Origin of the sequence: Pseudoalteromonas sp. CO342X (genome assembly GCF_004208915.1) — a bacterium.
Classification (GTDB): domain Bacteria; phylum Pseudomonadota; class Gammaproteobacteria; order Enterobacterales; family Alteromonadaceae; genus Pseudoalteromonas; species Pseudoalteromonas maricaloris.
On the sequence record NZ_SGPH01000036.1, the window covers coordinates 103,680 to 122,190 of the forward strand.

Genomic DNA, 18,511 nt, shown 5'->3' on the forward strand with positions numbered 1-18,511 from the left:
CAGGTGAAACCCTCACCTGCACTTCCTTTACACCTTATCTGACCAAACTTTCTGCTTTTAAAAGCTCATCGCGATTCATTTTCCAGCTAAAGAAGCGAATAATACGACCATCATCAAGATATACCTCGGGAAGACTTACAATACCCAAAGAGCGTAACCTAATCGCCTGAATATGTTCCGTATGGATATAGTGGGTTTTACCTAAAAAGTTATAGCTAACTCCCGCCTTATCTATATGCAGAAAACGCTTTCCGGTTAGTGACAGTATCAATATTGTTAGGGTAAAAAATAGTAAGGTAAGTGTAACTATTTGCAATAATGATGAGGGAGTATCTAAAATGAAAAACAGTTCATTACCCAGCCAGATAAGGGACAGTGCCAGTACATAGAAAAGCCAGTTTATTTCCAGTTCTAAAGTTCTCATTGAGTATCTCCTTTATTTACCCAACCACAATCAAATTTGAGCCCACGACGCAATAATGTGACTCTATTTATTGAAGAAAAGCTAATGATAAAGTGCTAATGTTCCTAAAGCAAGAACTTTAAAATTAATAAAACATGAAATAATCGTGACGACTTTTAGACAGGGTATTGAACTTATAACCAATTGAATTTAAAAATAAAAAAGGCCGCCAAAGGCGACCTTCTCATGCAAAATAAGTAATTAATTACTTAGCCGCTTTTTTCTCTTTCTCAGCTGCGATTACCGCGTCAGCAACGTTTGCTGGACATGGTGCATAGTGTGAGAATTCCATTGAGAACTGACCACGACCAGACGTGATAGTACGTAGGTGACCGATGTATCCGAACATTTCAGATAGTGGTACTTCACCCTTGATACGAACGCCCATTGCGCCAGCTTCTTGGTCTTTGATCATACCGCGACGACGGTTAAGGTCACCAATTACGTCACCTACGTTGTCTTCTGGCGTGAACACGTCAACTTTCATGATTGGCTCAAGAAGTTGTGCACCCGCTTTAGGGATAGACTGACGGAATGCGCCTTTAGCAGCGATTTCGAACGCGATTGCTGATGAGTCAACTGCGTGGAAACCACCGTCGAATAGCTCAACTTCAACGTCTAGTACTGGGAAGCCCGCTAGTACACCTTCATCCATCATTGACTTGAAGCCTTTCTCAACTGCTGGCCAGAATTCCTTAGGAACGTTACCACCAACAACTGAAGACTTGAACGTAAAGCCAGAACCAACTTCGCCAGGCTTGATACGGTAGTCAATCTTACCGAACTGACCAGAACCACCAGACTGTTTCTTGTGCGTGTAGCTATCTTCAACTTCTTTAGTGATAGTTTCACGGTAAGCAACCTGAGGCTGACCAACGATTAGGTCTACACCGTATGTACGCTTAAGGATGTCTACCTTAATGTCTAGGTGAAGCTCCCCCATACCTTTAAGGATAGTTTCACCTGAATCTTCATCAGTCTCAACTTGGAATGAAGGATCTTCTGCAACCATCTTACCGATCGCGATACCCATCTTCTCGTTACCACCTTTATCTTTAGGTGCAACAGCGATTGAGATTACTGGATCAGGGAAGATCATCGCTTCAAGTGTACACTCGTGCTTAGGATCACATAGCGTGTGACCTGTTTGAACGTTCTTCATACCAACAACAGCGATGATATCACCCGCTTGTGCTTCAGTAAGTTCAGTACGCTCGTCCGCTTGCATCTCAACCATACGGCCGATACGCTCTGTTTTACCAGTTGCAGAGTTAAGGATAGTGTCACCTTTCTTCATGCGACCTGCGTAGATACGGATGAACGTAAGTGCACCGAAACGGTCGTCCATGATTTTGAACGCAAGCGCTTTAAGTGGTGCATCAGCGTCAACAGTTGCTACTTCACCAGTAGGCTCACCTGTTTCTGGATCTGTTAGCGGCTGAGGATCAACTTCTGTAGGAGACGGTAGGTAGTCAACAACTGCGTCTAGTACTAGCTGCATACCTTTGTTCTTGAATGCAGAACCACAGAAAGTTGGGAAGAACGCAAGGTCACGAGTACCTTTACGGATACACGCTTTGATTTGCTCTAGTGAAGGAACTTCACCTTCCATGTACGCTTCCATTAGGTCGTCGTCTTGCTCAACAGCAGACTCAACTAGCATCTCATGGTATTCTTCAACTTTGTCTACCATGTCAGCTGGAACGTCAGTAATTTCGTAGTTTTCAGGAAGACCTGTGTCATCCCAAACGTATGCTTTCTTCTCAAGTACGTCTACAACACCACAGAACTGGTCTTCGATACCGATTGGAAGCGTCATCACTAGTGGGTTAGCACCAAGTACTTTCTCAACCTGACCAACTACGCGGTAGAAGTCTGCACCCATACGGTCTAGTTTGTTTACGAAGATTACACGTGCAACTTCTGATTCGTTCGCATAACGCCAGTTAGTTTCTGATTGTGGCTCAACACCACCAGAACCACAGAATACACCGATACCACCGTCAAGTACTTTAAGTGAACGGTATACTTCTACTGTGAAGTCAACGTGTCCAGGAGTATCGATAACGTTTAAACGGTGGCCTTTCCACTCACAAGTTACCGCCGCTGATTGGATTGTAATACCACGCTCAGCTTCCTGCTCCATGAAGTCAGTAGTAGACTCACCGTCGTGTACTTCACCAGTTTTGTGGATTTTACCAGTAAGCTTTAGAATACGCTCAGTGGTGGTAGTTTTACCCGCATCAACGTGCGCGAAAATACCAATGTTTCTGTATTTCGATAAATCTGCCATTGTTTTACTCTATTTAAAGTAGAAAAATTATTCGGCGGGAGTATATCACCTCTTGTAGCGAACATCATCCTTGAAGTCGTCTAAAATGCAATCAATTCGCGAAAAAGTTTCTAATGCGAAACTTTGTGACCCATTTTTACCGTATCGCTTACTGCTAGGCCGCTGTATTTAAGAAAATTCCGTTGTATTTTGTCAATTTCAGGGCGGTGAGCTTGGGTTTTTGTTTAAAATATCTGCTTTCCAAACAAGTTGGCATGCTGGACTTGGAAGACATCATCTAGCAAAGAAAAATGCGCTATTTTACCCACTTCAATGCTACCAAGTTCATTGTCCATATTTAAATAAGTTGCGGGTACTAAACTTGCCATATTAATGGCCTCTAGAAGCGGAATGTTGGCCAATTCTGCTAAATTCTTCACTGCTTTTTCAAGTGTTAGTGTACTGCCGGCCAAACTGCCGCTATGAGTTTTCGCCACGCCACCCTTAACCACAATTGGCATTTCACCCAATTGATATTCACCATCTTTAAGGCCACCAGCATTAATACAATCACTGATCAAGGCCACCTTATGCTGACCTTTTAGGCGGTAGATCAACTGTAAAATCGCAGGGTGCAAATGAATGCCATCGGCAATCACTTCCACCAAGGCTTGGCTATCAAGTAACAACGCACCAGCACAGCCCGGCTCACGGTGATGAATACCGCGCATGCCGTTAAACACGTGCACCCCGCCGCAGGCACCATGTGCTAGGGCAGCATTGGTTTGCGCAAAATCCGCATCACAATGACCTAACATCACTCGCACCCCATGTTTACTTAGGTACTGTGTCATCTTAACGCCATTAGCCTTTTCGGGCGCGAGTGCTACCGCTTTAAGCGCACCATCAGCCGCGCTAATCATTTCATCAATTAAGGCTTCGTCTAACGGCTTAAAGAAAGCTTCGTTATGGGCACCTTTGTGTTTTTCACTAAAAAATAAGCCCTCACTGTATCCGCCCAGCACCTGAGCGCCCGGCATCTTTTGCTTATAGGCGGCTCCAATAACCTTCATCGCGGCAATAGTTTGTGGCCATGTAGTCGTCACCGTGGTTGCCAAAAAACCAGTGACGCCATGTTTGAGCAACGACGTGCTAATGGTCTCTAAACTGGAGAGTTTGCCATCAATAACATCACAGCCCTCGCGGCCATGAATATGCAAATCAATTAACCCAGGCCACATATCTAAATTAGCATAACATTCGGTATTAGCAGGCGCTTCCGTCGCAGGAATAATCGCGTGAAAACGCTCCCCTTTTATTACCGCAACGTGCGCTTCAAGGACGCTGGTAGGGGTATAGATACGACGGGGCTGAATATAACGAAGCTGCTCAAGCATGCACTTTGCTCCCAAGTAATGCCGCACCCAATGCGCCACTCGCATCACCATGCTTGGCTCTAACAATATCTGGCACTGATACCGCAGAAAATACATGGGGCTCGATGGCTTTTGGGAGCGCCTCTACAAGTTCATCAATCAGCGACATACCACCGCCAAGCACGATAACTTCTGGGTCATATGCTTTGATTAAATTTGCGAACGCCGAGCCCAACAGATCCATATAACAATTAAAAGCATGGCGAGCTTCACTTTCTCCAGCCCGCATCGCTGTGATAACTTGTTCTGAGGTAAGTGTTCGCGTAGTGAAATGTTGATACAAACCGGCAAGCCCTGGCCCTGCAACATAGCGCTCTAAACACCCTTGCAGTCCACAGCCACACGCTAAAATAGGTAGGTGATATTTTTGTTGTAACACCGCAGAAAGCGGATGGTGGCCATATTCTCCGGCGATCCCTTGGGCACTTTTATACAACGCGCCATCAATACAAAATCCGCCTCCAGCACCGGTGCCTATTATTGCCCCAAAGACCTTTTGATATTGCTTACCGGCTCCAAGACTGGCCTCTGATAACGCAAAACAACGGCAGTCATTTTCCACCGCGATGGGCCGTTCAAGTTGTGCAACAAGATCAGCCTTAACTTCTTTGCCATTGGCGCAAGGAACATTTGCTGATAGCACACGCTGCTGCGCATTTACTATCCCCGGCATACCAATACCAACCTGTCCTTTACAACCATATTTGTCATCTGCTTGCTGCACCAAAGTGACGATTTGCGCCAAAAACGCCTCATAACTGTGCTTTGGTGTCGCCACACGCCAAGACTCTATACGTTGCAGTTTTTCATCGAACACCGCAATTTCAATTTTGCTCCCGCCAACATCCACTCCATAAATCATACTTCACTCCCAAATGGATGAATGACTACACCTTGCACGACTCTATTCACTTCCCCCGACGGGCAAGGGTTGTCTGGTGAAATACCGAGGTTCAGCGCTTTATAGAAACTTAACTGCTGTGCAAACAACATATACAGTAACCCTTGCCACACATCTTCTAGTGGTGGCACTTTAGGGCAAAGTGAATGCACCGTCATGGCTGTACCGTCACGCTGCAATTCAGCAACTAAATCCTGATCGTACAAGCTGGTATAACCATCACTTGAGATAAAACATACCACGACAGTTTTGCTATTGATAAGTGATTTTGGACCATGACGGAAGCCAAGCGGTGACTCGCTCACGCTCATTACTTGGCCTGCCGATAACTCAAGCATTTTTAGCGCAGCTTCCTTTGCAAATCCCAGTAAGCAACCTGAGCCTAGATACACCAAACGCTCAAATGGTTGTTGTGCAAATGCACGGATATTTTGCTGCTCTGTTGCAGCTAACATGCTTTGCGCTGCATTGATCAACTTATCCACGGAGCCGTCATCCGCTGCAAAAAATTGAAGTGCTGCAACCATCATTGACGAATAGCTACTCGTCATTGCAAAACTTTGGTCAAGCGTAGGCTCCGGTAGCAATATACTTGTTGCATTGCTTGCCTGCTGCGCTGCTTGGTGCAATTTTCCATCACGGTTGCAGGTGATAAAAAGGTGCTGACTGTTGCTAACCAACTGTGTTACCAACTCTACGGCCGCCACACTTTCTGGACTATTACCAGAGCGAGCAAAGGATACCAATAAACACGGTTTATCCGTCGCTAGGTATTGCCTTGGTGCAGCAACTAGGTCAGTTGTGCTCACTGCCCGCACACTTTGGCGCATGTGTGTATTAAGATGAGTGGCGATAGCGTCACCGATATAAGCGGATGTACCCGCCCCCGTCAAAATAACCTGAGTATCAGGGTCATCTAGAAAAGGAGCTAACTCCACCAAAAGCCTAGACTTTATGCTCGCGACTAATTGGGCGGTCTCTTGCCACATCTGTGGCTGCTGGGTGATCTCTTTTGCTGTCCAATAGGCATTTCGTGTTTTTAATTGCGCAATTTCGTGTCCTAGCAAAGTGTTCATGACGCTTTCTCCATGGCAAAACACGCATTTGAATAGCGAGCCACAACACGTTGAATTTTGGCAATCACCAACGCTTTGGCGTCCCTTTCTATTTCACCACGGCGTACTTGTTGATATAGCTCTGGAAAATATTGGCTGATAAGCGGCAGTGATAAAGTCTGCTGCGCTAGGTTGTCGAGCATAGTTACTAACGCCTTTTGCACCGCGTCTTGATGCCAGTAATAGCGAATACGGTCGCTAAAGCTAAATTGGCGCAAGAACCGGAGTTGCTGTGACTCGCCGTGATAAAAACGCTGCCAACTCGTAGGCTCTGCCAGCATGACCTCATCCACCACCTCTATAAACTGGCTATGAACATAGGGTAGTAATTGCTTTTCAATATGGTGAAGCGCGAATAACCCTTCGCGTAGCGCAAAGGTCAATTCAGGCCCGACTTTCAAAATGGCAAAATGGTCAGCAACCAACGACTGATAAGCACCTGCGGTTTGATAATCTGTCGAATGCGCTTCGAAAGCGATACGGTCAACGGTACGAATAAAGTCTTTTAGTGCACTTGCTTCGTTCGGTTTGTAGTCAAACACTTGGGTGTTATCAAACTCAACACCCGGCTGCACCACCATTGCAACCACGCGTTGCCAAGCATCCGCTAACCCTTTATTTGCAAAGAGTTCACGATGGCAAGCTAAGGTTTCTTGCGCAGCAACTTGGCTAGTCGGTTGCAGGCTGTCAATCTGTTCATCAGCGCCACCTGGAGGGGGAACTTCAGTACCAATCACATAAACAATATCACTACTGCCAAACGTCGCAATCGCGGCGGCTTCCGCTGTTTGACACAACAAGGCGGCGCGCTCAGCGACAATATCATCGCTTAACGCGTCAGGATCGTCAGCACAGGGCATGCTGGCATCTAAGTGAACTTTCTTAAAACCGGCCTTCACGTATTCAGCGACTAAGTCGCACGCTTTGGCCATCGCGGCTTGGCTATTTTCACTCGTCCAACAGACTGGTCCCAAGTGATCACCACCAAAAATCAGTAACTGCTTATCAAAACCAAGCTCGTCGGCCATCTCTTCAACTTTGGCAATAAAGTCCGCGGGACGCATCCCGGTGTAACCACCAAATTGGTTAACCTGATTGGCCGTGGCCTCAATTAATAGCAGCGTATTTTCCTGCTTGGCATATCTTATCGACGCTTCCAGCACCCAAGGGTGAGCTGAGCAAATGGCATAAATGCCTGAGTTTTTCCCTGATTTATTGGCTTCGATTAGGGCTTGAAAACGCCGCATATGATCACCTCTTAAGACGTTATTAAATGTACCTCAATTCCGGCGGCAACCAATTGCTGATGAATATCAGCTGGAATACCACTGTCCGTTACCAAAACGTCAATTTCTTCGCAGGCGATAATACGATGTACACCTTTACGATCGAACTTGCTGGAGTCCGTCACCACTATGACTTGCTTTGCAGCTTTACACATCTCGCGGTTAAGCGCGGCTTCTGGTTCAAAGTGTGTTGTTACACCAACATCAACAGAAAACCCGTCGACACCAAGCACCAAGCGGTCAAAGTGATATTGCTTGAGCTGATCTTCTGCGTGGCTGCCATAAAACGACAGCGACTTTTTACGCAGTGAGCCTCCGGTCATCAACACTTCAACGCCATCGGCTGCAACGAGCGCTTGCGCCACGTTAAGACCATTGGTCATCACCACTAGCTGTTGATGTTCAGTAAGCTGCTTCGCAACCTCTTCAGTGGTGGTTCCAGAGTCCAGAATAATAGACTCATTATTGCCTATAAGGCTCGCCACCAACTTTGCAAGCTCGACTTTCACTTGGTGATGATGATCGTGCTTTTCCGTTATGGTGAGCTCTTTGGTTAACCTAGAACTCGCAACGGCACCACCATGAGAGCGAACCAACAACCCTTTATCATGTAAGGCATTGAGATCATTTCTGATCGTCACGGTTGATACACCAAATTGTTCTGCCAGTTCTGATACTTCTACTCGTTCCGTTTGACCAACGAGTTGAACGATTTCGTGGCGTCTTTCGATGGTGTTCAGCATGACACCTCCTTTCGTTTTGGTTAAATTTAGTCTACACAGCTTTCATTTGCTTTCAATTTATTTTTTTAACTTTAAACAAAAACAACTGCAACCATATGTTTTATAATGATTTAAAGTTAAATCGCAAACAAATTAAAATGCAAACGAAAGAACATGAAAGATATTTCTCTTGCGTTCAAAATAAAACTGCCGTAATAATAACCAAAAAATAACATTTCGTTTTTAACAACAAGAGTGAACAACTAAGAGGTTATTATGGGTGATCTAAACCGCCGGCGATTTCTTCAATCAATGGCTGCTATCGCAGCAACAAGCGCAGTGGTTGGCTGCGCAAGTAACAATAATAAGACGCCGCTTACACCAAAGCCACAAGGAAATTCAGTTCAAGGTCTAGTCGTACCGAAACTGGATGTCGTGCGAGTGGGCTTTATTGGTGTGGGTCAACGTGGTGTTGGCGCGGTAAAACACTTTTGCCATCTTGACGGTGTCGAGATCAAGGCCATCTGCGATACGCACCAAGAAGTCGTCGATAGAGCCGTTAAAATTGTTGTCGACAAGGGCTTACCCAAGCCAGCGACTTACGGCAAGAGTGATATGGACTATCGCCGCATGTTGGCGCGCGATGACATTGATATTGTGATCATCTCTACGCCTTGGAAATGGCATACGCCTATGGCGGTAGACACAATGGAAAGTGGCAAACACGCTTTGGTTGAAGTGCCAGCTGCAGTGACCATAGAAGAAGCGTGGCAATTGGTAAATACCGCAGAGCGCACGCAAAAGAACTGCATGATGTTGGAAAACGTTTGCTATGGCCGCGACGAGCTGATGGTATTAAACATGGTTCGCCAAGGGCTATTCGGTGAGTTACTGCACGGTGAAGCAGCTTATATCCATGAACTTCGTTGGCAAATGAAAGAAATTGAGCATAAAACTGGCTCATGGCGCACACATTGGCATACCAAACGCAACGGTAACCTCTATCCTACTCATGGTTTAGGCCCAGTTTCTCAATATATGAATATCAACCGTGGCGATCGCTTCGACTATATCTCGTCCATGAGCTCACCAGCACTTGGTCGTGCAGCCTATGCCAAACGTGAATTTCCAGCAAATCATGAACGAAACCAACTGAACTATATTGCTGGAGATATGAACACCAGCATCATTAAAACCATCAAAGGTCGTTCGATTATGGTACAGCACGATACCACTACCCCACGCCCTTACTCCCGCCATAATTTAATTCAAGGTACTAACGGCGTATTTGCAGGATTCCCCAACCGCATCGCGCTTGAAAACGGCGGGAGTAAGAGCTTTCACGAGTGGGATTACGACATGAATGATTGGTACGGCAAATACGATCATCCACTTTGGCAAAAAATGGGGGCTGAAGCTGAGCGCAACGGCGGCCATGGTGGCATGGATTTCTTAATGTTCTGGCGCATTATTTACTGCCTTCGTAATGGCGAGCCGCTAGATCAGGATGTTTACGACGCAGCTGCTTGGTCAGCGGTCTTCCCTCTTTCAATGGACTCAGTTGCAGACAGAAGTAATAGCAAGGACTTCCCGGATTTCACTAGGGGCACATGGCGCACTGCAGCACCACTAGGCATTGTCACATAACTAACCAAAGGTTAAATACGTTATCTATAGCAAGTACTAACAATGCCTGAATAAGCGCTCGTATAGCGGGCGCAATAATAACAACACTCAACAGGACAACAAGATGAAACACACTCTAAAACTGTGTGCTGTGGGATTGGCCGTGAGCTGTGCCCTGTCCCAATACGCGCACGCACAGGAAACAGAACAGAACAGCGGATCCGACGAGCAAGATAAAGCCAAGCAACAAGTCGAGAAAATTGAAGTACGTGGCGTACGTTCGAGTATCAAAGAGTCACTCTTTCTCAAGAAAAACGCCGTCGGCGTAATGGATGCCATCGTTGCCGAAGACATTGGTAAGTTCCCAGATCAAAACCTTGCTGAAGCGCTACAACGAATGACGGGTATCGCTATTACCCGTAACGCCGGTGAAGGACAAAACGTCACGGTACGGGGTCTTGGCGGGGACTTTAACGTTACCACCATCAATGGTCGTAGAATGGCATCTGAACACACTAGCCGTGACTTTAACTTCGATTTAATTGCGCCTGAGATGGTTCAAGCATTAGAAGTGTACAAGTCACCGCAAGCACAAACGCAAGAGGGGGGGATTGGTTCAGTCATCAATATAAAAACCCGCCGACCGTTAGATATGGATGGCTTTACCCTAGCCGGAAGTGCCAAAGCCATTTACGAAGAACGTACCGGCGATACCAACCCTCAAGCCTCCTTCCTCATTAGTGATACCTTTTTTGACAATACCTTTGGCGCACTATTCACCGCCGTTTATTCAGAGCGAACACAACGCGAAGACTCCTACGAGGGACAAGGGTTTTACGATCCTGAAGAAAATACCGACGTGCGAGTCCCGGTTGATAGTAACCGAAATGGTGAGCTAGATGAGGGCGAGAAAGTACACCCATCAATGATCCCAGGATATGTACGCTACTCGAATTGGCAAGACGAACGTGAGCGCATTGGTGCAAGCCTCGCCTTACAATGGCGTCCAACGAATGATATTGATGTCACCTTTGATAGCTTATACTCAAGCTACAAAACCGACGGTGAAAAATATCAAATCTCTTTCGTCACCTATGATGAACCTTGGACGCCAGGGATCCCAGCAGTAGGTGAGTTAAAATTCAATGAAGATGGCAACGTCAACTACATTGAGTTAGTCGATGGTGCGATGGCTGAGCTACTAAACGTCTCTGAGCCTCGCAATACCGACACTTGGCAGGCCGGTCTTAACTTCAAGTGGTATGCTACCAGCGATCTAACGCTTGAATTTGACGTGTCTAAGTCCCGTGCTGAGCGGATCAATGATGGCGACAACCGCTACATCGTGGCGCGTGGCTTTGTTGATACTATCACCATAGATCAAACAGGCGACAATCTCCTGCCAGATGTGACCATGTCACCAGCACTTAATGCCGATCAACCCTTTGGTGCTCACTACAGCTACAACTATGGCACGGAAGTGATCAGTGATGTTGAAGAGTTAAGGCTCGAAGGGACATTTATTCCGGAATGGGAATTTGTCAAAGACATCAAGTTTGGCTTTCATTACGGTAAGCAAACTAAAGCCAGAGACGTGAGCAAATCAAATAACCCATCGATGTTCAGCAATGGTGGGGCTTATTTTAAAAACTCAGATTACGACAGCTTTGATAACTCAAGCGTAGAAAAGCTCGGTGGCCTTAACTTATTTAGACTACCCGCAGATGTACTTGTACCCGCCAACTTTGATAACTTCCTAGATGGTGAGCCGGGCATGCACCCTGCACCGTGGGCCAGCTTCGACTACGACAAACTCTATGCTTTTTATCAATCCATTAATGCCCAAGCCGCAGATGAAAAAATTAGAGCTTCCAAGAGCCCTAAAGATTCCTACGAGCTTTCTGAGTCAACGTTTGCACTTTATTTAGAGACCAATCTAGTCGGCGAGCTGTCAGAAATGCCTTATAACTTAAACCTAGGCGTAAGAGCAATCAAAACCGAGATCACCTCTGATGGCTACGTTTTTGATTACCCAAGTCTGGTATACAACGTAGAAGAAGACGAAGATGGCGACATTATCTATCGCATAGAAGGGGATATTGCCGATTATTACTCCGATTCTTACGTAGAAGATGATTACACTGATGTACTGCCTAGCATGAACTTTAAGTTAGAAATAACAGACTCACTGTTATTTAGAACCAGCGCGGCTAAAGTTATCACCAGACCTAGCATCGATTTTCTAACCCCATATAGCTCAATTAATTTCAGTAAGTTTGAGCTTAATCTTGCCAATCCTGGGATCAAGCCACTTAGAGCAGACCAACTTGATTTGGGACTAGAGTGGTACTTCTCTGATTATGGTGCACTCACCTTTGCAACCTATTACAAAGACATTAAATCGGTTATCGCTCAGGGGCGTGTCGGTACGATAAAAGTGGGTAAATTCATAAAAGACGGCGTTGAAGTTGACGGTCCGGAATTTACTCAAGTATCGCCACGTTCTGAAGCGGGAGCAGAGATAAAAGGTTTCGAAATTGCTTACCAACAGTCGTTTGAGGAATTGCTACCTGCACCATTTGATGGCCTAGGTATGCAAATCAACTATACATTTACGGATAGTAAATACGACGACCCCGAAAAAGACGAGCTACCATTCGCTGGAATGTCTGAGCATTCTTACAATGCGGTTATCTATTATGAAAAGGATGACTACCAAGCGCGTATCGCTTACAACTGGCGAGATGATTACCTGAAGTATCCAGATGCGTGGGGCGGCCCAGAATGGGCAGCGGATTATGGTCAGTTTGATTTCAGTGCCAGCTATAATCTTACTGCAAAGACACGGATTGACCTAAACGTGACCAACCTCACCAATGAGCGTCAATGGTCATACATTAAAACCCAAGAGCAAGTGAGCCACTTGAGCCGTTACGGCCGCAGTATCAGTTTAGGCATTAACACTTCTTTCTAATCAACATGGGGCAACGCGCCCCATTCAAGGAACTTAAGATGAAGAATACAATAATGACACCGATACTGCTGTGCGCCTCGCTATTTGTCTCAGCACAAGAGGCTTATATCAGCAGTTACGGCAACGCTTGGGTCAACAACGATATTGACGCCAGCAGGCAATATATAACTCAAGCCGGAATTGCCCCATGGCAAGATAAGCAGCTTAGGTTTAATCACTATTTTTATGCCAATAACGTTGGCACCTATACCCTCTATTTACACCTTGATAAACCAAGTGCACCAAGCACATTACTGGTAACGCATAACAACAAACAAGTGACGCTTAACCTCGATAGACAAAGCCCCACTAAGGTTAAAGTCGGTGACTTTGCCGTGACGCAAGTTGGCTATCAAACTGTCCAAATAGCAGGTGATACATTAGCCAATGGGCGAAACAGTACCTTCCCCGCCATTACCGGGCTCAGTCTCGATGGCGAGGCCATGACCCCCGCGCCTAACTATGTCAAAGAAGACTTTTACTGGGGTCGTCGCGGCCCTTCAGTACACCTTTCCTATACCGTACCTGACAAAAAGGACTATAACTGGTTTTACAACGAAGTAACGGTGCCATCTGGCTATGATCCACAAGGTTCGTATTTTATGGCGAATGGTTTTGGCGAAGGGTACTTTGGTATTCAGGTAAACTCACCCACCGAGCGCCGCGTGCTATTTTCGGTTTGGAGCCCATATCAAACGGATGATCCGAGCACAATTCCCGACAACCTTAAAATCAAATTACTCGCTAAAGGCGAAGGCGTTTACGTCGGTGAATTTGGCAATGAAGGTTCTGGTGGGCAAAGCTATTTACGTTATAACTGGCAACCGGATACGACATATCGCTTTTTAGTCAATATCGAGCCCAGTACAACTTATGAAGGCCATACTGAATATCGTGGCTATTTTTATGCGCCGGAAACCGGTCAATGGAAGCTGATCGCAGCCTTTAGCCGCCCTGAAACCAACACCTATGTTGCAAGACCGCATAGCTTTTTGGAAAACTTTTTACCCGAAGCTGGGCAGTTTGAGCGTAAGGCATTTTATAACCGCCAGTTTTTGCGTGACACCCAAGGTAACTGGGTTGAGTTAAATCAAGCTAAATTCACGTATGACGCCACCGCCAGAAAAGGGTCGCGTTTGGATTATCAAGGTGGTGAGGAGCAAAACCGTTTTTACTTACGTAACACCGGTTTCTTCACGGGACCCACGCCTTATCTCAGCGAATTCACTCGCCCTAGCAGCAATGATGCGCCGGTGATCCCATGGCAGTCACTACAGGCACACCCTTAATTTAAATAATAGCTTCTCTCTGGTCGGCCAATGCTACCGTAGCTTTGGTCGGCTTTTACTTCTTCTATACTAACCAAAAACTCTAAATAGCGCCGAGCGGTTGAGCGACTCACCCCCACCAATTCTCCCATTTGAGTTGCTGTAAACACCTGCTTGGGCTGACTTTGAAATGCCGTACGAATTTTTTCCAAAGTAAGTGGGTCAACGCCTTTAGGTAGTCTAGCCGTACTTTGTACGCTCGCCTGTTCACTACCAAATAAGGTGTCGACCATAGATTGCGTCACTTCATTAGCACCATCCAAACACTGCTGACGCGCCTCAAAGCGGGCGAGTGCGAGGTCGAGCCGTTCCAAGATCAGCGGTTTAACTAGAAAGTCGCAGACTCCCAGACGGATCGCTTTTTCTAGCGTCGCCACTTCTTTTGCTGCAGTGATCAACATCACTTCGCTTTTACAGCCTTGCTCGCGTAGCATCTTTAAAAACTCAAGACCGTTACCATCGGGTAGATAAATATCCAATAAAATTAAGTCGGCTTGTATCGCACTCAACAGTACCGTCGCGGTAGAAACATTGTCGCTACTGGCCACTACCCGGTATTGCCCTTGCCTTGCGCTACTTGGTGTTGCCGGTGTCACTAGGTATTGCGCTAATAATTGTGCCACAGCTACTTCATCTTCGATGATCACCACAGAATAAGTCATTGTTATTGCTCTTTTACTTGCTTGGGAATAAAGACCGTGATCCTTGCACCAAGTAATTCAGACTCCCCAACCTCTAAGGTTCCGTGGCAGGAATCAAGATTTGTTTTTACGAGATATAAGCCAACACCATGCTGGTCGCCGGACTTAGTACTAAACTGCGGCGTAAACGCCTCTTCGACGTTACCAATCAGTCCAGTGCCGCTATCTTCAACATCAAAGATAATATCCTGAACCGTTTCATCTACTGTTACGACCACTTTGGCAGGCCGCAACTGTGCCGTCGTTCTCGCCGCTTCGATGGCATTATCGATGAGATTACCTAATATTGAAACTATTCGTTCCAACATCTCTTTTTGGTGGATAGCACACAGCGCGCTGTCGGAACTCACCTCGAGTGCCACATTATGCTCTCGTGCTTTATGGTATTTACCGAGTAATAAGCCCGCGATCACTGGCTCTTGTATATAGGTGAGGAGGTTTTCAATTTGCGCTTGTGAGCCTTGGCTTTCTTGACCTATCAGCTCAATCGCTTTGTCATATTGTGCCATTTGGATAAGCGCGCCAATGGTATTTAACTTGTTTGAATAGTCGTGCGTTTGCACTCTCAATAGCTCTGCAAAAGCCTGTACTTTAGTGAGCTGCTTAGACACGTACTCTAGTTCATCGGAGGGCCGCATACTCAGTAAAATTCCTTCGTGTTGACCTTGCACTTGCAGCGCAAACCGCGACAACACCAAACGCTTGTCAGCAACAAATAGCTCAAAACCAACCAAAGGGCGATTGGGGTTATGCAACAAGAAATCGCTATGTTCTGGTAACAGATCGCTCAGGTGCAAACCTTGCTTACTCAAGCCGCGAGGCTTTTCGAGAATTTCGCACGCTCGTTGATTCAAACGGCGCACACGGCCATCGGGGTCGAGCGCGATAATCCCCGTGCGTACGGTATTCAGTATCGCCTCTTGCTCTGCAAATAAGCGCCCGATTTCATCTGGTTGCAGGCCAAAAATGGCTTGGCGGACACGTCGACCAATCCAAATCGCGGCAATGACACTGAGCAGTAACACCGCTGCAGCTCCAACAAAAACGGCAATGCTGCGCTGCAACACCAACGACTCAACGGATTGCACTAAAAAGCCTACCGAGACTAAACCTATCACCTCACCAGCGGGAGAGTACACCGGCACTTTGCCGCGAATAGACTCACCTAAACTGCCCTGTGCCGTTGAGATATAACTCTCTCCAGACAATGCGGCTTGGCTATCCCCTCCGACCATAGTGCGACCAATTTTTTGCTCATCGGGGTGGGCAATACGTCGCGTTTCGGTGTCACCAATGACGATAAAATCTGCGCCAGTTGCCTGGCGCAGCAGCTCAACATTAGTATTGAGGCGTTGGATCTGTGAGCTATCCCTATCTGTTATGAGTGCCGTCATAACATCTTCACGAACCGCCACCGCCTTAGCCAAAGCCAAGGCTTTTTCTCCCACTTCCTGGTGTAAGCTTTGCGTAATAACCTGATACACCAACGCGGTAAATAAGCATGCTTGGATCACACACAAGCCCACAACCCAAGTGATCAGTCGCGTTTCTAAGCGTTTTGGTCTGCGTGCTAATTTTTGTGATTGCGACACACGTATTTCCTCACTGCTGGGTTACTGCGCAACTTTTCGTTGCTGGAAGTACTCTTTTAACGGGATCAACAACACTAACATGGCAAGTGCAAATATGCCTAAAGTTAGTGGCCGCTCCCAAATAAAGCTAATAGAGCCATCCGAAATCATCATGGCGCGGCGGTAATTGCGTTCGATCATATCGCCAAGAATAAACCCAAGGAGCAAAGGTGCCATCGGGAAACTCAATAATCTCAGCACCACCGCCACCAAGGCAAAACCCACCATCATAAACAAATCAAAGGTATTAAATGACACCAGATACACGCCAATCAAGCTAAAGAATAAAATCATCACCGTGAGAACTGAGCGTGGCAGAGTCAAAGCCTTTGCAAAATAAGGGATCAGTGGCAAATTTAAAATCAGCAGCACAATGTTGCCAAAATACATGCTTACAATTACCGACCAAAACACCGTAGGATTATCCTGCATTAACGTAGGACCCGGCTGAATACCATAAGCGATCAGCGCCCCTAACATAATCGCAGTGGTGCCAGACCCTGGGATCCCAAGCGTTAACAAGGGCACAAACGATCCAGTACAAGCGGCATTGTTTGCCGACTCAGGTGCCGCTAAGCCGCGGATTTCACCACGCCCAAAACGCTCACGAATGGCTTTTGGTGCCAAATTTCGCTCTGTCGCATAAGCCATAAAACTCGCTATCGTTGCGCCAGCCCCCGGCAATACACCAATGATAAATCCTAAAATTGAAGAGCGCCCCACAACTGGCGCCATTTCTTTCACTTCAGCGCCAGATAATTTTGTTGAGCCGATAACGGGAGTGTCATCATCATTCGAACCTTGATTAGCTTTTTCTGGACGGATCACGTTGATCAGCGCCTCAGACAATGCAAAGGTTGCCATTGCGACCAACAAAAAGCTTACGCCGTCTAGCAAGTCCGCCTGACCAAAGGTAAAACGCTCAGTACCAGATGAAGGGTCTATTCCCACCGTCGACAGCATCAAGCCAAATACAGTCATCATCATGGCTTTTAAAAATTGCCCTTTTGCAGAAAAAGCAGCAATCGCAGTCAAGCCCAAAAACATCAACATCACATAGTCTGGAGACTGAAAGCTTAAGCTCACTTTTGCAAGCAGTGGTGCGGCTATCATAAGCATCAACGCACCAATCGTTCCGCCAGTAAATGAAGCATAAGCGGCAATAGCCAAAGCCTTGCCTGCATGTCCTTGTTTTGCCATTGGATAGCCGTCAAATGACGATGCCACAGTACCAGCTACACCGGGAGCATTAATCAAAATAGAGGAAGTCGAGCCACCAAAAATTGCGCCGTAATATACGCCCGCCATTAAGATCATACCGGAGTCGGCACCGATGTTGTAAGTGATAGGGATCATCAACGCAATCGCCGTGATTGGCCCTAAGCCGGGCAACATGCCGATAAAAGTACCGACAAAGCAGCCAACAATTACGTACAGTAAGTTTTGCCACATAAAGGCCGTGGACAGGCCAACTAAAATACCGTCTAACATGGCTTAACTCCAAAACTCACCTGGAACCAGATAGATCCCAAGTAGCTGCGTCATAATGGCCCAAAATACGATAACCACAGGTACCGACGCCAATAACAAAATTTGCTTACGTCGCTCACCCATAATTAAAAAGCCACAGCCTAAAAACAAAATGGTCGAGACAATAAACCCGAGTTCCTCAAGCGCACTGCTGTAGATAAGCATCAATACAATCAGTGCTGCACATTGGGCGATGGTTGCCTTGGAGATAGTCTCCGCTCCTTCACGTTTATCAAGCGCAGGGACGCCTTTAAACAGTGTTGCGGCAATCGACAAAAGACAAACAACAATGCCAATCAGCGCGTATACTTTAGGCAAAGTTGCTGAGTTTACCGCCTCGTATTCTTCAAAAGGCATAATCGGGATTTGCCAAGCAGATACCGCATAGAGTGAAAACAGAATTAAAAACAGCACTGGGCCTAACAATTCTCGGTTTAACATAGTGAATTACCCACTTTTAGGTGGTGCAGTAACCTCACTGCAGCCA

General features: G+C 46.4%; 14 protein-coding genes. 3 read left to right on the forward strand and 11 right to left on the reverse strand.

Features of this window, described 5'->3' with window-relative positions; all coding sequences use genetic code 11:
• Positions 1 to 34: 34 nt before the first annotated feature.
• The 7 genes from EXT47_RS17210 to agaR form a co-directional block, all read right to left on the reverse strand.
• Positions 35 to 424: a hypothetical protein gene (locus EXT47_RS17210; protein ID WP_017218328.1), complete on the reverse strand. Its 390-nt coding sequence runs from the start codon at positions 422 to 424 to the stop codon at positions 35 to 37.
• A 244-nt stretch (positions 425 to 668) separates the two neighbouring features.
• The gene (gene fusA, locus EXT47_RS17215; protein ID WP_039493397.1) at positions 669 to 2,756 is read right to left on the reverse strand and encodes an elongation factor G; all 2,088 of its coding nucleotides are present in this window, start codon (positions 2,754 to 2,756) and stop codon (positions 669 to 671) included.
• 224 nt (positions 2,757 to 2,980) lie between these two features.
• Positions 2,981 to 4,132 carry an N-acetylglucosamine-6-phosphate deacetylase gene (gene nagA, locus EXT47_RS17220; RefSeq protein WP_039493395.1) on the reverse strand — a complete coding sequence of 384 codons (1,152 nt, stop codon included), beginning with the start codon at positions 4,130 to 4,132 and terminating at the stop codon, positions 2,981 to 2,983.
• Positions 4,125 to 5,033, reverse strand: coding sequence for an ROK family protein (locus EXT47_RS17225; protein WP_039493393.1), 909 nt, complete (start codon positions 5,031 to 5,033; stop codon positions 4,125 to 4,127). The genes nagA and EXT47_RS17225 overlap by 8 nt, the downstream gene beginning before the upstream one ends.
• Positions 5,030 to 6,148 (reverse strand): SIS domain-containing protein, encoded by a 1,119-nt coding sequence (locus tag EXT47_RS17230; RefSeq protein ID WP_039493391.1) that lies wholly within the window; start codon positions 6,146 to 6,148, stop codon positions 5,030 to 5,032. Before EXT47_RS17230 ends, EXT47_RS17225 begins: the two co-directional genes overlap by 4 nt.
• Positions 6,145 to 7,434 carry a D-tagatose-bisphosphate aldolase, class II, non-catalytic subunit gene (locus EXT47_RS17235; RefSeq protein WP_130127152.1) on the reverse strand — a complete coding sequence of 430 codons (1,290 nt, stop codon included), beginning with the start codon at positions 7,432 to 7,434 and terminating at the stop codon, positions 6,145 to 6,147. Before EXT47_RS17235 ends, EXT47_RS17230 begins: the two co-directional genes overlap by 4 nt.
• 11 nt (positions 7,435 to 7,445) lie before the next feature.
• Complete coding sequence (gene agaR / locus EXT47_RS17240; protein WP_039493387.1) at positions 7,446 to 8,216, reverse strand: transcriptional repressor AgaR; 771 nt, start codon at positions 8,214 to 8,216, stop codon at positions 7,446 to 7,448.
• Between the two features lie 255 nt (positions 8,217 to 8,471).
• Here agaR and EXT47_RS17245 point away from each other — a divergent pair, with 255 nt between their 5' ends.
• The 3 genes from EXT47_RS17245 to EXT47_RS17255 all read left to right on the forward strand — a co-directional run bounded on the left by EXT47_RS17245 (position 8,472) and on the right by EXT47_RS17255 (position 14,123).
• Positions 8,472 to 9,842: a Gfo/Idh/MocA family oxidoreductase gene (locus tag EXT47_RS17245; RefSeq protein WP_045964720.1), complete on the forward strand. Its 1,371-nt coding sequence runs from the start codon at positions 8,472 to 8,474 to the stop codon at positions 9,840 to 9,842.
• A gap of 103 nt (positions 9,843 to 9,945) precedes the next feature.
• Entirely contained in the window at positions 9,946 to 12,795 is a 2,850-nt protein-coding gene (locus tag EXT47_RS17250; RefSeq protein ID WP_130127153.1) for a TonB-dependent receptor, read from the forward strand.
• 38 nt (positions 12,796 to 12,833) lie between these two features.
• Positions 12,834 to 14,123 carry a DUF3472 domain-containing protein gene (locus tag EXT47_RS17255; protein WP_130127154.1) on the forward strand — a complete coding sequence of 430 codons (1,290 nt, stop codon included), beginning with the start codon at positions 12,834 to 12,836 and terminating at the stop codon, positions 14,121 to 14,123.
• Here EXT47_RS17255 and EXT47_RS17260 read toward each other — a convergent pair.
• The 4 genes from EXT47_RS17260 to EXT47_RS17275 are packed head-to-tail and all read right to left on the reverse strand — an operon-like array spanning position 14,120 to position 18,465.
• Complete coding sequence (locus EXT47_RS17260) at positions 14,120 to 14,824, reverse strand: response regulator (protein WP_045987842.1); 705 nt, start codon at positions 14,822 to 14,824, stop codon at positions 14,120 to 14,122. The two genes, EXT47_RS17255 and EXT47_RS17260, sit on opposite strands and share 4 nt — an antisense overlap.
• A 2-nt stretch (positions 14,825 to 14,826) precedes the next feature.
• Positions 14,827 to 16,455, reverse strand: coding sequence for a sensor histidine kinase (locus EXT47_RS17265; protein ID WP_039493375.1), 1,629 nt, complete (start codon positions 16,453 to 16,455; stop codon positions 14,827 to 14,829).
• Positions 16,456 to 16,476: 21 nt separating this feature from the next.
• Positions 16,477 to 17,985: a tripartite tricarboxylate transporter permease gene (locus EXT47_RS17270; RefSeq protein WP_010606897.1), complete on the reverse strand. Its 1,509-nt coding sequence runs from the start codon at positions 17,983 to 17,985 to the stop codon at positions 16,477 to 16,479.
• 3 nt (positions 17,986 to 17,988) lie between these two features.
• Positions 17,989 to 18,465: a tripartite tricarboxylate transporter TctB family protein gene (locus EXT47_RS17275; RefSeq protein ID WP_039493372.1), complete on the reverse strand. Its 477-nt coding sequence runs from the start codon at positions 18,463 to 18,465 to the stop codon at positions 17,989 to 17,991.
• Between the last annotated feature and the right edge of the window lie 46 nt (positions 18,466 to 18,511).

Excerpts from the sequence above, each read along its gene's own strand:
- EXT47_RS17210 (WP_017218328.1), bottom strand. The coding sequence starts at position 424 with ATGAGAACTTTAGAACTGGAAATAAACTGGCTTTTCTATGTACTGGCA.
- fusA (WP_039493397.1), bottom strand. The coding sequence starts at position 2,756 with ATGGCAGATTTATCGAAATACAGAAACATTGGTATTTTCGCGCACGTT.
- nagA (WP_039493395.1), bottom strand. The coding sequence starts at position 4,132 with ATGCTTGAGCAGCTTCGTTATATTCAGCCCCGTCGTATCTATACCCCT.
- EXT47_RS17225 (WP_039493393.1), bottom strand. The coding sequence starts at position 5,033 with ATGATTTATGGAGTGGATGTTGGCGGGAGCAAAATTGAAATTGCGGTG.
- EXT47_RS17230 (WP_039493391.1), bottom strand. The coding sequence starts at position 6,148 with ATGAACACTTTGCTAGGACACGAAATTGCGCAATTAAAAACACGAAAT.
- EXT47_RS17235 (WP_130127152.1), bottom strand. The coding sequence starts at position 7,434 with ATGCGGCGTTTTCAAGCCCTAATCGAAGCCAATAAATCAGGGAAAAAC.
- agaR (WP_039493387.1), bottom strand. The coding sequence starts at position 8,216 with ATGCTGAACACCATCGAAAGACGCCACGAAATCGTTCAACTCGTTGGT.
- EXT47_RS17245 (WP_045964720.1), top strand. The coding sequence starts at position 8,472 with ATGGGTGATCTAAACCGCCGGCGATTTCTTCAATCAATGGCTGCTATC.
- EXT47_RS17250 (WP_130127153.1), top strand. The coding sequence starts at position 9,946 with ATGAAACACACTCTAAAACTGTGTGCTGTGGGATTGGCCGTGAGCTGT.
- EXT47_RS17255 (WP_130127154.1), top strand. The coding sequence starts at position 12,834 with ATGAAGAATACAATAATGACACCGATACTGCTGTGCGCCTCGCTATTT.
- EXT47_RS17260 (WP_045987842.1), bottom strand. The coding sequence starts at position 14,824 with ATGACTTATTCTGTGGTGATCATCGAAGATGAAGTAGCTGTGGCACAA.
- EXT47_RS17270 (WP_010606897.1), bottom strand. The coding sequence starts at position 17,985 with ATGTTAGACGGTATTTTAGTTGGCCTGTCCACGGCCTTTATGTGGCAA.
- EXT47_RS17275 (WP_039493372.1), bottom strand. The coding sequence starts at position 18,465 with ATGTTAAACCGAGAATTGTTAGGCCCAGTGCTGTTTTTAATTCTGTTT.